The organism is Streptomyces sp. NPDC006610 (assembly GCF_040611575.1).
In the GTDB taxonomy this organism is placed as follows: domain Bacteria; phylum Actinomycetota; class Actinomycetes; order Streptomycetales; family Streptomycetaceae; genus Streptomyces.
Window position 1 is genome coordinate 56,570 of the sequence record NZ_JBEXOP010000028.1, and the last position, 16,437, is coordinate 73,006.

Sequence of the window (16,437 nt, forward strand, 5' to 3'; positions counted from 1 at the left end):
GTGTCAGTGCTACCGGCTCTCCGACGATCCGTCAATCATGCGACCACCCCGGCGTTTTCCCGGGTCGGCGCGGCCTGCGGGGCGTCAGTGGCGTACACCAATGAACGCCCGCCGCACAGGGCACGGGACATGACGAGGGCCCGTGGCGCACCTTCGGGGCGGTGCGCCACGGGCCCTCGTGTCCCGTCAGCGGGTCCCGACCGCCGCGCGCACCGCCCGCCGGGCCAGCTGGCAGTCGTCGTGCAGCCGGCGCAGCAGCAGCCGCTGTTCCTCGCCCGTCGGCACCGCGCCGGGGTGGGCCGCCGGAGCCGGGGCCGTCTCGCGCATCGAACGCTGGACGGCCGTCTCGTACGTACGGATCTCCCGCGTCAGCACCAGCATCAGGTTCACCAGGAACGCGTCCCGCGAGGCCGGGCCCGCGGACTGGGCGATCTGGCTGATGTGCCGGCGCGCCGCCGGGGCCTCGCCGAGCACCGACCACAGGGTGGCCAGGTCGTAGCCCGGCAGGTACCAGCCGGCGTGCTCCCAGTCCACCAGCACCGGCCCGGCGGGGGAGAGCAGGACGTTGTTCAGCAGCGCGTCGCCGTGGCAGAACTGGCCCATGCCCTGCCGGCCCGCCGCGTGCGCGATGCCGTGCAGCAGCTTCTGGAGGTCGCCCAGGTCCCGGTCGGTGAGCAGCCCCAGCTCGTGGTACCGGGTGATGCGCGCCGCGTAGTCCAGCGGCGCGTCGAACGTGCCCGCCGGGGGCCGCCAGGAGTTCAGCCGGCGGACCGCTCCCAGCGCCGCCCGGATGTCGGCGCGCGGCGGGGCTTCCACGGGGTGCCGCTGGAGGGCGGCCACCCGTCCCGGCATCCGCTCGATCACGAGCGTGCCGTTCTCCGGATCCGCAGCGATCAGCCGGGGCGCCCGCACGGGCGGGCGGTGCCGGACGAACGAGCGGTATGCCGCTATCTCGTGCCGGATCCGCTCGGCCCAGGCGGGGGACTGGTCCACCAGGCACTTGGCCACCGCCGTGCTGCGCCCGGTGGTCCCGACCAGCAGCACGGCCCGTCCGCTGCGCCGCAGCACCTGCACCGGGGCGAACTCCGGGCAGATCCGCTGGACCGAGGCGAGCGCCGTACGCAGCTGGGCCCCCTGCGCGCCGGACAGGTCGAGCCGCCCGCTGAGCGGTGGGGTGCCCGTCCCCGCGACCCGCCGTGGCCCGCCGCCCACGAGGGCGGTGACCTGCGGCCGCCCGGGGGAGAGATAGGGGCCGCCCGCGCCCTGCAGGGGGGAGTCGCCGGTCCGGGGCGAGACGGGCGCCTGGGAGGGGCGCGGGCGTAGCGGGCGGGGCGGTGCGGACACGGAGGACGATGCTGCGTACATGGGCGATACAGATCCCTTCGTGTGCCTGCGACGTCAGTGCGGACCCCGGCCCGGCCGCCCGGGAGCACCCTGGGGAATGTCCTTCGGCGACCGGGTCGGGGTGGCGCGTTCCTACCCGACACCCGATGCCCGGTGGCACACCATCTGGCGCACCCTGGCGAACCCTGGCGAATAGTCGCCCGGCAAGTCACCCGGGGCTACTGTCAACTCAGCCGAGAACCTGGGGGCTTACGTGAGCGGACAACCCAACACCCGCCTCGCGGACCTGTTCGGCCTGGCCGGCTGGTCCAAGGGGGAGCTCGCGAGACTGGTGAACCGGCAGGCGGCGGCCATGGGCCATCCGCAGCTGGCGACCGACACCTCGCGGGTGCGGCGGTGGATCGACATGGGAGAGATCCCGCGCGATCCGGTGCCACGGGTGCTGGCGGCTCTGTTCACCGAGCGTCTCGGCCGTGTCGTGACCATCGAGGATCTCGGTCTGGTCCGGCCCGGGCGTGCGGGGAAACGGCAGGGCGGCGGGAGTGCGGAGCATCCCGACGGAGTGCCGTGGGCGCCCGAGCGGACCGCCGCGGTCCTCACCGAATTCACGGGAATGGACCTCATGCTCAACCGACGCGGCTTGGTGGGCGCGGGTGCCGCGCTCGCCGCGGGATCAGCACTCAGCACTGCCATGTACGACTGGCTGCACACCGATCCGGCCCTCGCTGCCGACGCTCCCCTCCTCGACGACCCCCTGCACGCCGACCCCGCCGGGTACGACCGCTACGAGGCCGCCCCCATCGGATCGCAGGAGATCGAGGAACTGGAGACCTCGGTCGAGGTGTTCCGGGCCTGGGACGCCTCCCGCGGCGGGGGGCTCCAGCGCAAGGCGGTCGTGGGCCAGCTCAACGAGGTGGGCGGCATGCTCGCCTACCGTCACCCTCCCCATCTCCAACGGCGCCTGTGGGGCGTGGCGGCCAACCTGGCCGTCCTCGCGGGCTGGATGTCGCACGACGTCGGGCTGGAGCCCACGGCGCAGAAGTACTTCGTCATCGCCGCGCACGCCGCGCGCGAGGGCGGCGACCGGCCCCGGGCCGGCGAGGCGCTCTCCCGGGCGGCCCGCCAGATGGTGCACCTGGGCCGGCCGGACGAGGCGCTCGACCTGATGAAGCTCGCCCACTCCGGCTCCGGCCCGGCGCTGCTGCCGCGCACCCAGGCGATGTTCCACACGATCGAGGCATGGGCGCAGGCGTCCATGGGCAAGGGCCAGGCCATGCGCCGCACCCTCGGCCGGGCGGAGGACCTCTTCGTCTCCGACAGGGGGGACGTGCCGCCGCCGAACTGGATGCAGCTGTTCAACGAGGCGGACCTGTACGGCATGCAGGCCCTGGCCTACCGCACGCTCGCGGAGTTCGAGCCGGACGCCGCGGCGCAGGCCCAGCACTTCGCCGACAAGGCGCTGGCGCTGCGGGTGGAGGCGCAGCAGCGGTCGAAGATCTTCGACTTCCTGTCCATGGCCTCCGCGTGCTTCATCGCGGACGACCCCGAACAGGCGGACCGGTTCGCGCGCCTGGCCCTGGTGTCGATGGGGCAGAACTCCTCACGCCGCACCTGGGACCGGCTGCGCGAGATGTACCGGCTCACCGCCCAGTACGCGAGCTACCCCAGGATCCAGGAGCTGCGCGAGGAGATCAGACTGGCGTTGCCCCGCACGAAGGGCAACGCGAAGGGCAAGGAGGGCGGCAGCGGCCGGGTGTAGGCCGTTCCCTTACGAGGTCACCCTGGCGACGAGCACACGGGCGCCGTCCGCGCGCTCCGGTCCGCCCCACTCCCGCACGACCGTCCGCAGGCAGTCCTGCGCGGTGTGCGCCTCGGCGAGGCGCGGGCCGAGGCCGAGCAGTTGGGGTCCGGCGCTCGGCGCGTCGGTGTGCAGCAATAACACATCGCCCGTTCGGAGGGTTTCCTCGGCCTCGCCGTAGGCGGCGTCGGGGCCGGCGCCGAGCGGGACGCCGTCCGGCGCGTCCAGCCGACGCCCCGTCCCGTCACGGAACAGCAGCGGGGCGGGGCCCGCGGCCTGCGCCCACACCAGGGTGCGGGTGCGCGGCAGATAGCGGCAGCAGACGGCGCGGCCCGCGGTGTCGAGGAGCCGGCCGAGCCGGGCCATCAGCTGTCCCGGCCGGCCGCCCGCCATCGCCATGCCGCGCAGGGCGCCCAGCAGCATCGCGGTGCCGGAGTCCGTCGTGGCGCCGTGCCCGGTGAGGCCGCCGACGGCGAGCAGGGTGTCGCCGCCGGGCAGTTCGAGCGCGTCGTACCAGTCGCCGTCCGGCGCGTCCGTCGCCGAGGGCAGCCTGCCGGCGGCGAGGTCAAGGCCCTTCGGGCCCGGGTGCGGGAGCCGCAGGAGGTCGTGCCACGGCGAGGGCGCGGTCTCCCGCGGTTCGACCGCCGACCCGTGCCCGGTCCGCGCGCGCGGCGGGGCGGTGAGCGAGTCACGGGTCTCGCTCACCGCCTCCCGGCTGCGGCGCAGCTTGCTGACGTCCCGCAGCACGGCCCACATCGAGGCGGTGCCGCCGTCGGCTCCGAGCACGGGCTCGCCCATCATGTGCACGGTCCGTACGGCGCCGTCCGGCCGTACGATCCGGAACTCGCCGTCGATGCGCCGGGCGTCGACCAGGCAGCCCGTGACCATCGCGGTCAGCAGGGGCCGGTCCTCCTCCAGCACCAGCGACGGCAGTTCGTCCAGGGAGAGCGGGGGAGCGGACCGGTCGCGGCCGAGGATCTCGTACAGCTCGTCCGACCAGCCGGCCTCGTCGGTGAGCAGGTTCCACTCGGCGCTGCCGACGCGGCTGAGCAGCGTGCCCTGCGCGGGGACGGCGGACGGGCCGTCGCGCAGCTGCGCCAAGTGCTCGTCCAGGTCCTGAAGCTGGTGCAGGGCGAGGTCGTACAGCGCCCGCTGCCAGCGGTCCCGGGGGTCCGATCCGTCGCCGCGCGTGTCCCGCCGCACGGCGTGGACCTCGCCCTTGAGCCGCCTGGTCTGCGAGATCAGCGCTTCGACCGCGCCGCGTCCCGGCGGCGGGGCGGCGGGGTGGTCCGCGGACAGATGGGACGGCATGTCGCACTCCGAAGGAGACGGTACGGCCAAGGCGAGGAGGGACCGTTACGACTGTGGCACAGTGCGCGACGCTCTGTAAGAGGTTTGGCAACACGCGACGCGGCCGTGCTTCTGGCATATGCCACAGTCTTCACGGAGTAGTCGTATCGTACCGGGGCGGCCTGTGCGGAAAACGTCAAGTCCTGCTGCTTGTACGTGACTTGACGGACCGTTCGATGTTTCGGGGGCCTGCGTCACCTGTTCGACGGGCATGTGTTCGCCCTGGGGAAAGCCCTGGCTTCATGTGACGCAGCTCACAGATATTGCCCTCGGTGGCGCGTATGCGAAGGGCCCTTGCCGACTCCTAACAACATGACGCTCGAGCAGTACGTACTCGCCTGCCTCATCACCGCGCTGGACGAGGAGCTTCCCGTCCCCGCGACGCTCCGCTACACCTGCGCCGATCCGCTGGCCGTGCACATCGACTTCCCCGCCGAGGTGTGCCTGGGCGGCGCCGGGGTCACCTGGACCTTCGCCCGCTCCCTGCTGGAGGACGGCCTGAGCGGCCCGGCCGGCGCCGGCGACGTCCACGTCTGGCCGTGCGGCTCGGACCGCACGGTCATCGAGTTCCACTCGGGACACGGGCTCGCCCTGCTCCAGTTCGACACGGGCGCCCTGCGGGGCTTCGTACGGGCGAGCCACGCGGTGGTGGAGCCCGGCCGGGAGGACGTCGGCGAAGCCGTCGACCGCGGGCTGATCAGCCTGTTCGGCGCGGTGTGAGCGCCGGAGCCGCCCGCGTACGCGGGTCCCCGGCGCCGGCTCGCGCACAGCCGGGCGTCAGCCCGCGTAGAGCCCCGGGCGAGGGGCCAGTTCCACGGGCGTGCGGGCACCGCTGTGCAGGGCCCGTATCCCGGCCTCCGCGACCGCGGCGGCCGCGTAGCCGTCCCAGGCGCTCGGCCCGGTGACCCGCCCCCGGCGCACGGCGTCGACCCAGGCCTGCACCTCGCGGTCGTAGGCGTCCGCGAACCGCACGAGATAATCCCGCGCCACCTCCTCCCGGGCGCCGCCCTCCGCCGTGACGACCATGGCGCGGTCCTCGCCGATCCGGACGCTGCCCGCCTCGCAGACGGCCTCGCAGCGGACCTGGTAGCCGAAGCCGCAGTTGACGAAGACCTCCACGTCGACCAGCGCGCCCCCCTCCGTCTCGAACAGCACGAACTGCGGGTCCAGCAGCCCCTCGGGTGCGCTCCCACAGGCCCGGGGCCGCAGCACCGTCACGGCCGTCAGCTCCTGCCCGAGCAGCCAGCGGGCCGCGTCGATCTCGTGCGACACCGAACTGCTGATCAGCATGTCGCTGGTGAACCCGGGCGGCGAGGAGACGTTGCGGTGGACGCAGTGCAGCATCAGCACACGCCCCAGCCGCCCGCCGTCGAGCAGGGACTTCAGCTGCCGGTACTCGCGGTCGTAGCGCCGCATGAAGCCGATCTGCGCCAGCCGCCGGCCCAGCCGCGCCTCCGCCTCCATCACCCGCAGGGCGCCCGCCGGTTCCGGCGCCATGGGCTTCTCGCACAGCACCGGCAGAGCCCGCGCGAAGGCCGCGAGCAGGGCCTCCTCGTGCGCGGGACCGGGCGAGGCGATCAGCACCGCCCCCACGCCCGGCGCGTCCAGCGCGGCCTGCGTCTCCCCGTGCACGGTGACCCCGTCGAGCCCCGCCACGGCCGCCTTCGCCCGCTCGACGTCCGGGTCGGCCACCGCGGCCACCCTGGCACCGCTCACCACTTGGTCCAGTCGGCGTATGTGGTCGGCTCCCATGTGTCCGGCACCCAGCACCGCCACGCCCAGCAGTTCGCCCACGCCCGCCCTCCCTCGTCGCCGACCGTCCCGGCGTAGCGTAGGCGCAGGTGGCGGGCGGTGTCAGCAACGCGGCGCGCCGACGGCCGTGCGGGTGGTCCCGCCGCCGTTCACTCGTCCTCCTCCGCGCCGCACGAGCCGCCGCGGTCCGGCAGGGAGCCGTAGAGCAGGAAGGCGTCGACCTTGCGCTGCACGCACTCCGACGACGCGTATCCGGTGTGCCCCTCGCCCTTGTTGTCCAGCACCACGGCCGACGGGCCGAGCCGCTTCGCGGTCTGCACGGTCCAGCGGTACGGCGTCGCCGGGTCGCCGCGGGTGCCCACGAGGAGCATCCGCGGGGTGTCGAGGTCCTTCACCTCGGTCCGGATGTAGTCGGTGCCCCTGGGGCGGCCGTAGCACATCAGCACCTGCGTGAGCCGATAGCGGCCGAAGACCGGGGAAGCCTGCTCGTACTCGGCTCGCAGCCGGCCGAGGTTCCGGGTGATCTGCGCGGCCGTGGGGCGGTCCGGGTCGTCGGCGCAGTTGATCGCCATCAGCGCCGCGGGCAGGTTGTCCAGGGGGACCTCCTCGGGATCCACCAGGGCGCCGTCACCGGGCGTGGGGGAGGGCCCGGGCCGGTCCTTCGAACGGTCCCCGGCGCGCTCCGCCGGGCGGTATCCGACCCGACCGGGCGGGCGGTCCCCGGGCCGGCTCTCCGTCCGGTCCCCGGCGAGGCCCTCCGTGCGGTGCCCGGCCCGGTTCTCCGTTTGCTGCCCGGCCCGGTCCCGGCTCCGGTCGCCCGCACCGCCCCGCGTCCCGTCGCCCGCCCGGCCCTTGTGCGGGAGCGCGAAGCCGCCGGTCGCGAAGGCCTCGACGTGCCGGGTGTCCCCGTCCTCGACGAGCGAGGCCAGCGCCCGCTCCAGCGAGGGCCACAGATCCTTGCTGTAGAGCGCCTGCCCGATGGCGCCCACCAGGTCCTGGCCGGTGAAGGCGCCGCTGAACGCCGTCGGCACCGGGTCCTCGTCCAGCGAGCGGACCAGCCGCAGCACCTCCTCCCGCGCCCGGCGCGCGTCCTGGCCGAACGGGCAGGCGATGTCCCGCACGCACCAGTCGATGAAGTCCTCCAGAGCCGTCTGCTGTCCGGCGGCGCTCGCCCGGCCCTGCTCGGCCAGCGGCTCGGTCAGCGTGTCCACGCCGTCGAGCACCAGCCGGCCCACCCTGTCCGGGAACTGCGCCGCGTACACGGCGCCGAGCCGGGTGCCGTAGGAGAAGCCGAGGTAGTTGAGCCGGTCGTCGCCGAGCGCCTGGCGTATGACGTCGAGGTCACGCGCCGCGTTCACCGTGCCTATGTGCGGCAGCACGGGCCCCGAGTGCCGGGCGCACCGGTCGGCCGCCTTCTCCAACTGCCGCAACACCGCCCCCGGATCGCGCAGGGCCTCGTCGGCGGCGTCGGGCACGTCAGGGCTCTCGTACGAGTCGCCGCAGCTGACCGGGGAGGACCGGCCGACGCCGCGCGGATCGAAGCCGACCACGTCGTAGTTGTCGGTCAGGCCCATGAAGTCCTCGCCGCCGTAGGCGAGTTCGGGAACGCCCGGGCCGCCGGGGCCGCCGAAGTTCAGCACCACCGAGCCCCGCTTGTCGCCGGTCGCCCGGTAGCGGGCGAGGGCCAGTTCGAGGGTGGCGCCGCCCGGCCGGCCGTAGTCGACGGGCACGGCGACCTTTCCGCACTGCAGATCCCTGGGCGCCTCCATGCCGTCGCACGCCGCCCAGGCCACCTTCTGGCGGTAGAAACGGTCCAGGGCGGGCGACGGGCCGGACGGGCCGTCGCCCGCCGCCGGCAGCCCGGCCCCCAGCAGGGCCAGACCGGCGGCCCCGGTGACCGCGCAGCGCCGGAGCGCGTGCCGCGTCGTCAGCTTGGCCAGCATCGATGCCTCCAGGGGCGCCCCGTTTGCGGACCGGTGCCCGGCGCCCTCGATCACGATAGGTCGGCCCCGCAAGCCCCGCCTCCGGGCGGCGGGCGACGCTTGCGGAGCGTGACGTGCGGCGGCGCGGTGTGGTCGCGTGCTCGACCGGCTCGACGCCCGTTCGACGCCGGGCCACTCGAAGGAGTGAAAGACCGGCCGGGCATAACCCGGATGGCCCTGTCCGCGTTCTACGCCATGCGGGCGAATGCCCGCGATGACGTCTGGAAGGCAGGGACCCATGAAACGGGCTACCCGGAACCGTGTGCTCGCCGTCGCCGTCGCCTCGGGTGCGATGGCCGCGGCATTCCCCGCACATCTCGCGCTGGCGGCGGACGGCGGCGCCTCGGCGGACGGCGCCGCCGTCGGTTCACCCGGTGCGGCCTCCGGCAACACCGTCCAGGTGCCGCTCCACGTCCCGGTGAACGTGTGCGGCAACACCGTGAGCGTGGTGGGTCTGCTCAACCCCGCCGCGGGCAACCGCTGCGTCAACGACGGCGGGGACGCCGCGGGGCGCGAGGGCGGCGCCGGCGCTCACGCGGCGGACGGCCCGGCACGGGACCGTGCGGGCGCCCCCGCCGACGGAGCCTCGGCGGACGGCCTCGCGGCCGGTTCGCCCGGCGTGCTCTCGGGCAACGCGGCACAGCTCCCGGTGGACGTCCCGGTCAACATCACCGGGAACTCGGTGAACGTCGGCGGCATCGGCAACCCGGCAGTCGGCAACGAATCCGTGAACGGCCCCGACAGTCCCGCGCGACCCGCCGAGCCGGAACCCGATCCCGAGCCGGTCGCCCCGCCCAAGACGCCCCCGGCCCCGGCGGCGCCGGAGCCGCACGCCCCGGCGCCCGAGGTCGCCCTCGCCGAGACGGGCGCCGACGCCCTGCTGCCCGCGGCCGTCGGCGCGACGGCCGCGGTCCTCGGCGGCGCCGCGCTGTTCCGCCGCTTCCGGCCCGGGGCGACGCGCTGACGGAACGCGCCCGCCCGGTGCCGTGAGCGTGTTGCGCCCGCCATGCGGGACGCCGACGCGCCCACCCGGCACGTCGGCCGGATGCGTCCGCCCGGCACCGCGACGCCGAGGCCCACCGGACGCGAAGGCCCACCGGCAGACCTCCCGAGCCGGTGGGCCTTCGTCAGGCCCGCCTGGCGCCGGGCGCGCGCCCCGCAGGCCGGCTCAGATGCGGCCGGCGTAGAACCGGTGGTGCAACTCCCGCACCTCCTCGACGAGTTCGGGCACCGGTCCCTCCACCACGACCCTGGGCGAGATCTCGTTGGCCGGGTACGAGCGCACCGGAGGGGCGGGCACCCCCAGCTCGTCCAGCCAGTACGCGTACTGTTCGCAGGACGCCACGAACACGATCCGGCCGAGCCCGACCCAGCCGTGCGCCGCCGCGCACATCGGGCAGTGCTCACCGGACGTGTAGACGGTCGCGCCCGCCCGTTCCTCGGGCGACATGTGCTCGGCCGCCCACCGGGCCAGCTCGAACTCCGGGTGCCGGGTGCGGTCGCCGAACGCGACGACCCGGTTGTGGTCCTCGGCGCGCACCCGCCCCTCCGCGTCGGCCAGCAGCGCCCCGAACGGCTCGTCCCCGGCCTCGAACGCGTGCCGTGCGAGCTCCACGCAGCGGCGGAGATACGGCAGTTCGGCGTACTTCACCATGAGTGCGGCCTTCCCTCGGGCCTACGGCCCCGTGGCTCGGACAGTCGCGGCACAGCCTAGGGGCCGCCACCCCCGTGGCCGGGCGGCCTTCCCCCGGACGAGGGATCTCTGAATTGTCGTATTGACGGACGGGAGGTGAACATGCTCGGGCACATCCGGGGCAGGCGCATGACAGGAAAGATGCCGATTGTCCGAGAGGTGGAGGTGTCTGCCGTCATGGGTGCCAAGGTGCTGGAGCGTTTTCCTGCGGGGGCCCCGCGCGGATCGTGGCCGGCGGAGGAGTACGCGGCGCGGCGACGGGCCGAGGGCGAGCCCGCGACCGTGGTGATGGATCTGGAGTCGGACGCCTTCCTCGTGGTGGTGCGGCCGGACGACGACGGTCGGTGACGTCCCGCGATGCGAGAACCGCCGGGTGTTCCTCGACGGTTCTCGCCCGCCGCTGCCACGATCGACGGCATGACCCTGCGACCGGACCTCACGAGGCGACGCCACGTCGACCTCGCGCGCGTCTCCAGCGCCGGCCGTAGCACCGCGGCCTGATCCGATCCGCGTTCTCCCTCGCGCGCCGCAGCCGCTGCGCGGCACCGGTCGGCCGCACTCCTCCCCCTGATCGCCGCGCCCGAACCCGGCGCGGCTTCACGCCTGTTGCGGTGCGGCGCGCCACGGAAACCCGGAGCGGATCCGCCGGCGCCCCGTGAGCCGGCCGGCCGGAAAGAGGACCCATGGCCACCGTCCTGTCCGTCTCCGGCAGCCCTTCCGCCTCCTCCCGCACCGGGCTTCTCCTGCCCCACCTGGACCGGCGCCTCACCGCACAGGGCCACCGGGCCGCCCCGCTCGGCGTGCGCGCCGTCCCCGCCGAGGCGCTGCTCGGTGCGGACGTGCGGCGCCCGGACATCGTGCGGGTCGCCGAACTCTTCGCCCGTGCCGACGGCGTCGTCGTCGGCACGCCCGTCCACAAGGCGTCGTACTCGGGAGTCCTCGAGGCCCTGCTCGACCTGCTCCCGCAGGACGCCCTCGCCGGCAAGACCGTGCTGCCGCTCGCCACCGGCGGCACCACCGCCCACGTCCTGGCCATCGACTACGCGCTGCGGGCCGTCCTCAACTCCATGGGCGCGGCGCACGTCGTGCAGGGCCGGTTCACCCTCGACAGGGAGATCACCGTGCACGACGACGGCGCCCTCACTCTCGCGTCGCACGCCGACGAGGCGCTCGCACGGGCCGTGGACCGGTTCCGGCCGCGCTCGGGACGAAGCCCGCGCTGCCGGCGGCGAGTTGAGCCGAGCGGGGCGGGGGCGGTCGTGTCGTCGGTGACTGGTCTACACCCTTGACTGGTACATACCAATGCGGTTGAGTGTGCCTCCACACCCCCCACCACGGCCGCCCCTCACGCCGTGGCCGGTTCGCCCGGCACGCGCGGAAGGCCGGCTCCGCCCTGCCCTCGTCCGAGGAGCGGCCGTGCCCCCGTGAAGGAGTTGATCCCCTTGTCGAGGCGCCGCATCTCCGCGGTCGTGGCCGCGATCGCCCTCTCCACCGCCGTCCCGGTCCTCGTCCCCGCCGGCACGGCGTCGGCCGCCGCCTGCTCCAGCTACCCGAACTGGGTGGCCGGCAAGGCCTACCGCACCGGCGACATCGTCCGCTACACCGACGGCAAGGCGTACATCGCCGAGCACGACAACCCGGGCTACGACCCCACCATCAGCACCTGGTACTGGGAGCCGTACGCCTGCGACACCGGTTCCGGCACGCCCGTGGGCACGTTCGTGGTCAGCGAGGCCCAGTTCAACCAGATGTTCCCGAACCGGAACGCCTTCTACACCTACCGCGGCCTGACCGCCGCGCTCAGCGCCTACCCCGGCTTCGCCACCACCGGCAGCGACACGACGAAGAAGCAGGAGGCCGCCGCCTTCCTCGCCAACGTCAGCCACGAGACCGGCGGACTGGTGCACGTCGTCGAGCAGAACACCGCCAACTACCCGCACTACTGCGACTGGGGCCGGCCGTACGGCTGTCCGGCCGGGCAGGCCGCCTACTACGGGCGCGGGCCGATCCAGCTCAGCTGGAACTTCAACTACAAGGCCGCGGGCGACGCGCTCGGCATCGACCTGCTGGGCAACCCCTGGCTGGTGCAGAACGACGCCGCCATCGCCTGGAAGACGGCCCTGTGGTACTGGAACACCCAGAGCGGCCCCGGCACCATGACCCCGCACAACGCCATGGTGAACGGCGCCGGCTTCGGCCAGACCATCCGCTCCATCAACGGCTCGATGGAGTGCGACGGCAGGAACCCGGCGCAGGTGCAGAGCCGGGTGACCAAGTACCAGCAGTTCACCCAGATCCTCGGAGTCCAGCCGGGCGGCAACCTGTACTGCTGAGGCGGGGCCGGGCGGCGGCCCCCACTGCCGAGGTCGCGGGAGCACGGGCGCGCCGGTCCCTGGGGAGGGGACTGGCGCGCCTCGCGTTTTACGTATAACCTCACCCGTCAATCAGCCCTCCCCGAAAGGCCCCGATGTCCCGCGTCGCCCTGGTGACCCTGGTCGTGGACGACTACGACGAGGCGATCCGCTTCTACACCGGAGCCCTCGGATTCCGTCTCGCCGAGGACGCCCCCCGTCCCGACGGCTCCCGCTGGGTCGTCGTGGAGCCGGGCGGTGCGGCGGGCGCACCGGGCGGCGGCGGTACGGGGCTGCTGCTCGCGCGGGCCAAGGGAGAGGCCCAGCGGGCCAGGGTCGGCGACCAGACCGGCGGCCGGGTCGGCTTCTTCCTGCACACCGACGACTTCGCCCGTGACCACGCCCGGATGCTCGCCGCCGGCGTGACCTTCCTGGAGGAGCCGCGGCGCGAGCCGTACGGCACGGTCGCCGTCTTCCGTGATCTGTACGGGAACACCTGGGACCTGCTCCAGCCCGCCGGGTGACGGGCTCCCCGCCCACCCCTGTCGAACCGTCTTCGCCGAGGAACACCGCACCATGAAATCTACGCGCATAGAATCCAACGTCCTCCGCCGCCTGCCCAAGGCCGTCCTGCACGACCACCTCGACGGCGCCCTGCGCCCCGCGACGCTGATCGAGCTGGCGGCCGAGATCGGCCACGCCCTGCCGACCACCGACCCCGAAGCCCTCGCGGCCTGGTACGTCGACGCCGCCGGCTCCGGCGACCTGGTCCGCTACATCGCCACCTTCGAGCACACCCTCGCCGTGCTGCAGACCCGCGAGGGCCTGCTGCGGGCCGCCGAGGAGTACGTGCTCGACCTCGCGGCCGACGGCGTCGTCTACGGCGAGGTGCGCTACGCCCCCGAGCTGATGGTCAGCGGCGGACTGACCCTGCCCGAGGTGGTCGAGACCGTCCAGGAGGGCCTCGCGGCCGGCATGGCGAAGGCCGCCGCCGCGGGGACGCCCGTGCGGGTCCGCACCCTGCTGTGCGGGATGCGCATGTTCGACCGCACCCGGGAGATCGCCGGTCTCGCCGTCGCCCACCGCGACTCCGGCGTCGTCGGCTTCGACATCGCCGGCGCCGAGGACGGCTTCCCGCCCGCCGACCACCTCGCCGCCTTCGAGCACCTGCGCCACGAGAACGTGCCGTTCACCATCCACGCCGGCGAGGCGCACGGGCTGCCCAGCATCCACCAGGCGGTGCAGGTGTGCGGCGCCCAGCGCCTCGGGCACGGCGTGCGCATCACCGACGACATCCCCGACCTCACGGCGGGCAAGCTCGGGCGGCTCGCCGGCTGGGTGCGCGACCGGCGGATCGCGCTGGAGATGTGCCCCACGTCCAACCTGCAGACGGGCGCCGCCGCCTCGATCGCCGAGCACCCGATCACGGCCCTGAAGGACCTCGGCTTCCGCGTCACCCTCAACACCGACAACCGGCTGGTCTCCGGCACGACGATGACCCGCGAGATGTCCCTGCTGGTCGAGCAGGCGCACTGGACGCTCGAAGACCTGCGCACGGTCACCGTGAACGCCGTCAAGAGCGCGTTCATCCCGTTCGACGAGCGCAGGACGCTGATCGAGGACGTCGTCCTGCCCGGCTACGCGGACGCGTTCGGCAGCAGCCCGCGCACGTAGGCGGCCTGTCCCACGTGCTGGAGGTCGTCGGACAGGACGCTCACCAGGCGGACGCCGAGGGTGACCGGCGGGTCCCAGTTCTCGTCGACGACGCGTTCGAGGTCCTTGGCGGCGAGGCCGCGCAGGGCCCCGAGCGTCTGCTCGTGGACGGCGTCGTAGTAGCCGGTCAGCAGGTCGGGGGAGCCGACGCGCACCTTGGCGACCTTCGCCGAGGTGTGCCCGTACCCGGTGTCGTGGCGGGGCAGGCCGAGGCCGAAGCGCTTCTCCCAGCCCTGCGACAGCCACACCTGCTCCAGTGCGAAGGCGTCGGCGACATGGTCGTCCTGGACGCGGGTCAGGTGCCACACCAGCCAGGCGATCGGGTTGGCGTCCGGGCCGGGGCGGGCGGCCAGTTCGTCGGCGGTCAGGCCGTCGAGGACGGCGTGGACCTCTTCCCGGATGCGGCCGTAGCCGTCGATGAGGATGTCCTTCGCGTGCATACGTCCACCATGGCCCAGGGGCGGCTCACGCGCTCCCCGTCTCCAGCAGCTTCATCAGGGCCCGCGCCGCCGGGCTCGTCGCCTGCGGGGGCGGCAGCAGGGCGACGGTCTCGTAGACGGCGTCGCCGGCGCCCTTGAGGGGGAGCGCGGTGAGCGAGGCCCGCTTGTGCCGGAAGTGGTGGGGGACGACGGCGATGCCGAGGTTCTCGTCCAGCAGGTCGAGCAGCCCGTGCACGTCGTTCACCTCCAGCGCCACGGACCGCCGCACGCCCGCCGCGGCGAAGGCGGCGTCGGTGATCCGGCGCGGGCCCCAGTCGGGGTGGAAGTCGACGAAGACCTCGCCGCCCAGGTCCTCCGGCGTCACGGGCGCGCCCTCGGCGGCGAGCGGGTGCGCCGGATGGCACAGCACGGTCATCGCCTCGCCGGCCAGTGCCACGCTGCGCAGCTGGTCGGTGTCCTCCTCGATGCGCACGGCGAAGGCGAGGTCGAGGCGTCCGGCGGCGACCTCCTCGACCAGCGCGCCGGAGCCCGCCTGGCGCAGCCGGACCTCCACGTCCGGGTGCCGGCGGCGGAACGCGGCGAGCAGACGGGCCACGTTCACCCCGGCGATGCACTGCTCGGTGCCGAGCGCGAGGGTGCCGCGCAGCACGCCCTGCACGGCGGCCACCGCCTCGTGGGCGGAGCGGACCTGCGCCAGGACGCGCTCGGCCTCGCCCAGCAGGGCGCGGCCCGCCTCGGTGAGGGTGACCCTGCGGGTCGTGCGCACGAACAGGGCGGTGCCGAGCTCCCGCTCCAGGGAGCGGATCGAGGCGGAGAGCCCGGACTGGGACACCAGCAGCCGTTCCGCCGCGCGGGTGAAGTGCTGGTCCTCGGCCACGGCGACGAAGTGCTGAAGATGGCGCAGTTCCATGACTGAGAAGCGTAGTCGCTGAATTCCATCGCATTCTTCTGTTGGACTGCTGCCGCCGGTCGGGACACAGTGGTGTGTCTGTCGTGCCAACCTCTCTGGAGTCGCGTTGTACACCGCACACCCCGACCGCTACGCGGACATGCCCTACCGGCGCACCGGACGCAGCGGCCTGAAGCTGCCCGCGCTGTCGCTCGGTCTGTGGCACAACTTCGGGCCCGACCGGCCGGTCGAGACCCAGCGCGCCATCCTGCGCCGCGCCTTCGACCTCGGGGTCACCCACTTCGACCTGGCCAACAACTACGGCCCGCCGCCCGGCGCCGCCGAGTCCGCGCTGGGCGAGGCGCTGAAGTCCGACTTCGCGCCGTACCGCGACGAGCTGGTGATCTCCACCAAGGCCGGCTACCTGATGTGGCCCGGGCCGTACGGCGAGTGGGGCTCGCGCAAGTACCTGCTGTCCTCGCTCGACCAGAGCCTGCGGCGGATGGGTCTGGAGTACGTCGACATCTTCTACTCCCACCGGCCGGACCCCGAGACGCCGCTGGAGGAGACGATGGGGGCCCTGCACTCGGCGGTGCAGCAGGGCAAGGCGCTGTACGTGGGCGTCTCGAACTACACGCCGGAGCAGACCCGGGAGGCGGCCCGCATCCTCGCCGGGCTCGGCACCCCGCTCCTCATCCACCAGCCCCGCTACTCGATGCTCGACCGGCGCCCGGAGGAGGAGGGCCTGCTCGACGCGCTGGACGAGCTCCAGGTCGGGTCCATCGCCTACTCCCCGCTGGAGCAGGGCCTGCTCACCGCCCGCTACCTCGACGGCATCCCCGAGGACTCCCGCGCCGCGAGCGACAGCCCGTTCCTGAACTCCGACGCGGTGACCGAGGAACTGGTGGGCCGCCTGCGCGCCCTCAACGAGATCGCCGCCGCCCGCGGCCAGTCCCTGGCCCAGATGGCCCTGGCCTGGGTCCTGCGCGGCGGCCGGGTCACCTCCGCCCTGGTCGGCGCGAGCAGCGCCCGGCAGCTGGAGGACAGCGTGGCGGCGACCGCCAACCTGGATTTCGACGCGGAGGAACTGTCCGGAATCGACGCCGTCGTCAAGGCGTAAACCGC

Annotated in this window: 16 protein-coding genes; 9 read left to right on the plus strand and 7 right to left on the minus strand. The window is 73.8% G+C overall.

Annotation, left to right across the window (positions count from 1 at the left end; translation table 11 throughout):
- Positions 1-186: 186 nt before the first annotated feature.
- On the minus strand, positions 187-1,365 hold the full coding sequence (locus tag ABZY13_RS22285) for an aminoglycoside phosphotransferase family protein (RefSeq protein WP_356633377.1): 1,179 nt from the start codon (positions 1,363-1,365) through the stop codon (positions 187-189).
- A gap of 232 nt (positions 1,366-1,597) precedes the next feature.
- Between ABZY13_RS22285 and ABZY13_RS22290 the strand changes: the two genes are divergently transcribed.
- Positions 1,598-3,103: a hypothetical protein gene (locus tag ABZY13_RS22290; RefSeq protein ID WP_356633379.1), complete on the plus strand. Its 1,506-nt coding sequence runs from the start codon at positions 1,598-1,600 to the stop codon at positions 3,101-3,103.
- A gap of 9 nt (positions 3,104-3,112) precedes the next feature.
- On the opposite strand, the gene ABZY13_RS22295 is transcribed toward ABZY13_RS22290, so the two are convergent.
- Positions 3,113-4,453, minus strand: coding sequence for a SpoIIE family protein phosphatase (locus ABZY13_RS22295; RefSeq protein WP_356633381.1), 1,341 nt, complete (start codon positions 4,451-4,453; stop codon positions 3,113-3,115).
- Positions 4,454-4,804: 351 nt separating this feature from the next.
- Here ABZY13_RS22295 and ABZY13_RS22300 point away from each other — a divergent pair, with 351 nt between their 5' ends.
- Positions 4,805-5,212, plus strand: a complete 408-nt coding sequence (locus ABZY13_RS22300) for an SsgA family sporulation/cell division regulator (protein ID WP_356633383.1) — start codon at positions 4,805-4,807, stop codon at positions 5,210-5,212.
- A 57-nt stretch (positions 5,213-5,269) separates the two neighbouring features.
- On the opposite strand, the gene ABZY13_RS22305 is transcribed toward ABZY13_RS22300, so the two are convergent.
- Both ABZY13_RS22305 and ABZY13_RS22310 read right to left on the minus strand, forming a co-directional pair.
- Positions 5,270-6,286, minus strand: coding sequence for a Gfo/Idh/MocA family oxidoreductase (locus tag ABZY13_RS22305; protein ID WP_356633385.1), 1,017 nt, complete (start codon positions 6,284-6,286; stop codon positions 5,270-5,272).
- Between the two features lie 107 nt (positions 6,287-6,393).
- Positions 6,394-8,187, minus strand: coding sequence for an alpha/beta hydrolase (locus ABZY13_RS22310; protein ID WP_356633387.1), 1,794 nt, complete (start codon positions 8,185-8,187; stop codon positions 6,394-6,396).
- 277 nt (positions 8,188-8,464) lie between these two features.
- Here ABZY13_RS22310 and ABZY13_RS22315 point away from each other — a divergent pair, with 277 nt between their 5' ends.
- Positions 8,465-9,190 carry a chaplin gene (locus tag ABZY13_RS22315; protein WP_356633389.1) on the plus strand — a complete coding sequence of 242 codons (726 nt, stop codon included), beginning with the start codon at positions 8,465-8,467 and terminating at the stop codon, positions 9,188-9,190.
- Between the two features lie 204 nt (positions 9,191-9,394).
- Here ABZY13_RS22315 and ABZY13_RS22320 read toward each other — a convergent pair whose 3' ends face one another.
- Complete coding sequence (locus ABZY13_RS22320) at positions 9,395-9,880, minus strand: nucleoside deaminase (RefSeq protein ID WP_356633391.1); 486 nt, start codon at positions 9,878-9,880, stop codon at positions 9,395-9,397.
- Between the two features lie 216 nt (positions 9,881-10,096).
- Between ABZY13_RS22320 and ABZY13_RS22325 the strand changes: the two genes are divergently transcribed.
- From ABZY13_RS22325 to ABZY13_RS22345, 5 genes are all read left to right on the plus strand, one after another.
- On the plus strand, positions 10,097-10,267 hold the full coding sequence (locus ABZY13_RS22325; protein WP_356633393.1) for a hypothetical protein: 171 nt from the start codon (positions 10,097-10,099) through the stop codon (positions 10,265-10,267).
- A 335-nt stretch (positions 10,268-10,602) separates the two neighbouring features.
- Positions 10,603-11,208 carry an NADPH-dependent FMN reductase gene (gene ssuE, locus ABZY13_RS22330; protein WP_356633395.1) on the plus strand — a complete coding sequence of 202 codons (606 nt, stop codon included), beginning with the start codon at positions 10,603-10,605 and terminating at the stop codon, positions 11,206-11,208.
- A gap of 153 nt (positions 11,209-11,361) precedes the next feature.
- Complete coding sequence (locus tag ABZY13_RS22335; protein WP_356633397.1) at positions 11,362-12,252, plus strand: glycoside hydrolase family 19 protein; 891 nt, start codon at positions 11,362-11,364, stop codon at positions 12,250-12,252.
- Between the two features lie 134 nt (positions 12,253-12,386).
- Positions 12,387-12,794, plus strand: coding sequence for a VOC family protein (locus tag ABZY13_RS22340; protein ID WP_356633399.1), 408 nt, complete (start codon positions 12,387-12,389; stop codon positions 12,792-12,794).
- 52 nt (positions 12,795-12,846) lie between these two features.
- Positions 12,847-13,944, plus strand: coding sequence for an adenosine deaminase (locus tag ABZY13_RS22345; protein WP_356633401.1), 1,098 nt, complete (start codon positions 12,847-12,849; stop codon positions 13,942-13,944).
- Here ABZY13_RS22345 and ABZY13_RS22350 read toward each other — a convergent pair.
- Positions 13,908-14,423 carry a DUF664 domain-containing protein gene (locus ABZY13_RS22350; protein WP_356633403.1) on the minus strand — a complete coding sequence of 172 codons (516 nt, stop codon included), beginning with the start codon at positions 14,421-14,423 and terminating at the stop codon, positions 13,908-13,910. The genes ABZY13_RS22345 and ABZY13_RS22350 overlap by 37 nt on opposite strands.
- 25 nt (positions 14,424-14,448) lie before the next feature.
- On the minus strand, positions 14,449-15,333 hold the full coding sequence (locus tag ABZY13_RS22355; protein ID WP_356633405.1) for a LysR substrate-binding domain-containing protein: 885 nt from the start codon (positions 15,331-15,333) through the stop codon (positions 14,449-14,451).
- Positions 15,334-15,439: 106 nt separating this feature from the next.
- On the opposite strand from ABZY13_RS22355, the gene mgrA reads away from it, so the two are divergent.
- On the plus strand, positions 15,440-16,432 hold the full coding sequence (mgrA, locus tag ABZY13_RS22360) for an L-glyceraldehyde 3-phosphate reductase (protein WP_356633407.1): 993 nt from the start codon (positions 15,440-15,442) through the stop codon (positions 16,430-16,432).
- The last annotated feature ends 5 nt before the right edge of the window (positions 16,433-16,437 follow it).

Excerpts from the sequence above, each read along its gene's own strand:
- ABZY13_RS22340 (WP_356633399.1), top strand. The coding sequence starts at position 12,387 with ATGTCCCGCGTCGCCCTGGTGACCCTGGTCGTGGACGACTACGACGAG.
- ABZY13_RS22310 (WP_356633387.1), bottom strand. The coding sequence starts at position 8,187 with ATGCTGGCCAAGCTGACGACGCGGCACGCGCTCCGGCGCTGCGCGGTC.
- ABZY13_RS22355 (WP_356633405.1), bottom strand. The coding sequence starts at position 15,333 with ATGGAACTGCGCCATCTTCAGCACTTCGTCGCCGTGGCCGAGGACCAG.
- ABZY13_RS22285 (WP_356633377.1), bottom strand. The coding sequence starts at position 1,365 with ATGTACGCAGCATCGTCCTCCGTGTCCGCACCGCCCCGCCCGCTACGC.
- ABZY13_RS22300 (WP_356633383.1), top strand. The coding sequence starts at position 4,805 with ATGACGCTCGAGCAGTACGTACTCGCCTGCCTCATCACCGCGCTGGAC.
- ABZY13_RS22320 (WP_356633391.1), bottom strand. The coding sequence starts at position 9,880 with ATGGTGAAGTACGCCGAACTGCCGTATCTCCGCCGCTGCGTGGAGCTC.
- ABZY13_RS22350 (WP_356633403.1), bottom strand. The coding sequence starts at position 14,423 with ATGCACGCGAAGGACATCCTCATCGACGGCTACGGCCGCATCCGGGAA.
- ABZY13_RS22325 (WP_356633393.1), top strand. The coding sequence starts at position 10,097 with ATGGGTGCCAAGGTGCTGGAGCGTTTTCCTGCGGGGGCCCCGCGCGGA.
- ABZY13_RS22295 (WP_356633381.1), bottom strand. The coding sequence starts at position 4,453 with ATGCCGTCCCATCTGTCCGCGGACCACCCCGCCGCCCCGCCGCCGGGA.
- ssuE (WP_356633395.1), top strand. The coding sequence starts at position 10,603 with ATGGCCACCGTCCTGTCCGTCTCCGGCAGCCCTTCCGCCTCCTCCCGC.
- ABZY13_RS22345 (WP_356633401.1), top strand. The coding sequence starts at position 12,847 with ATGAAATCTACGCGCATAGAATCCAACGTCCTCCGCCGCCTGCCCAAG.
- ABZY13_RS22315 (WP_356633389.1), top strand. The coding sequence starts at position 8,465 with ATGAAACGGGCTACCCGGAACCGTGTGCTCGCCGTCGCCGTCGCCTCG.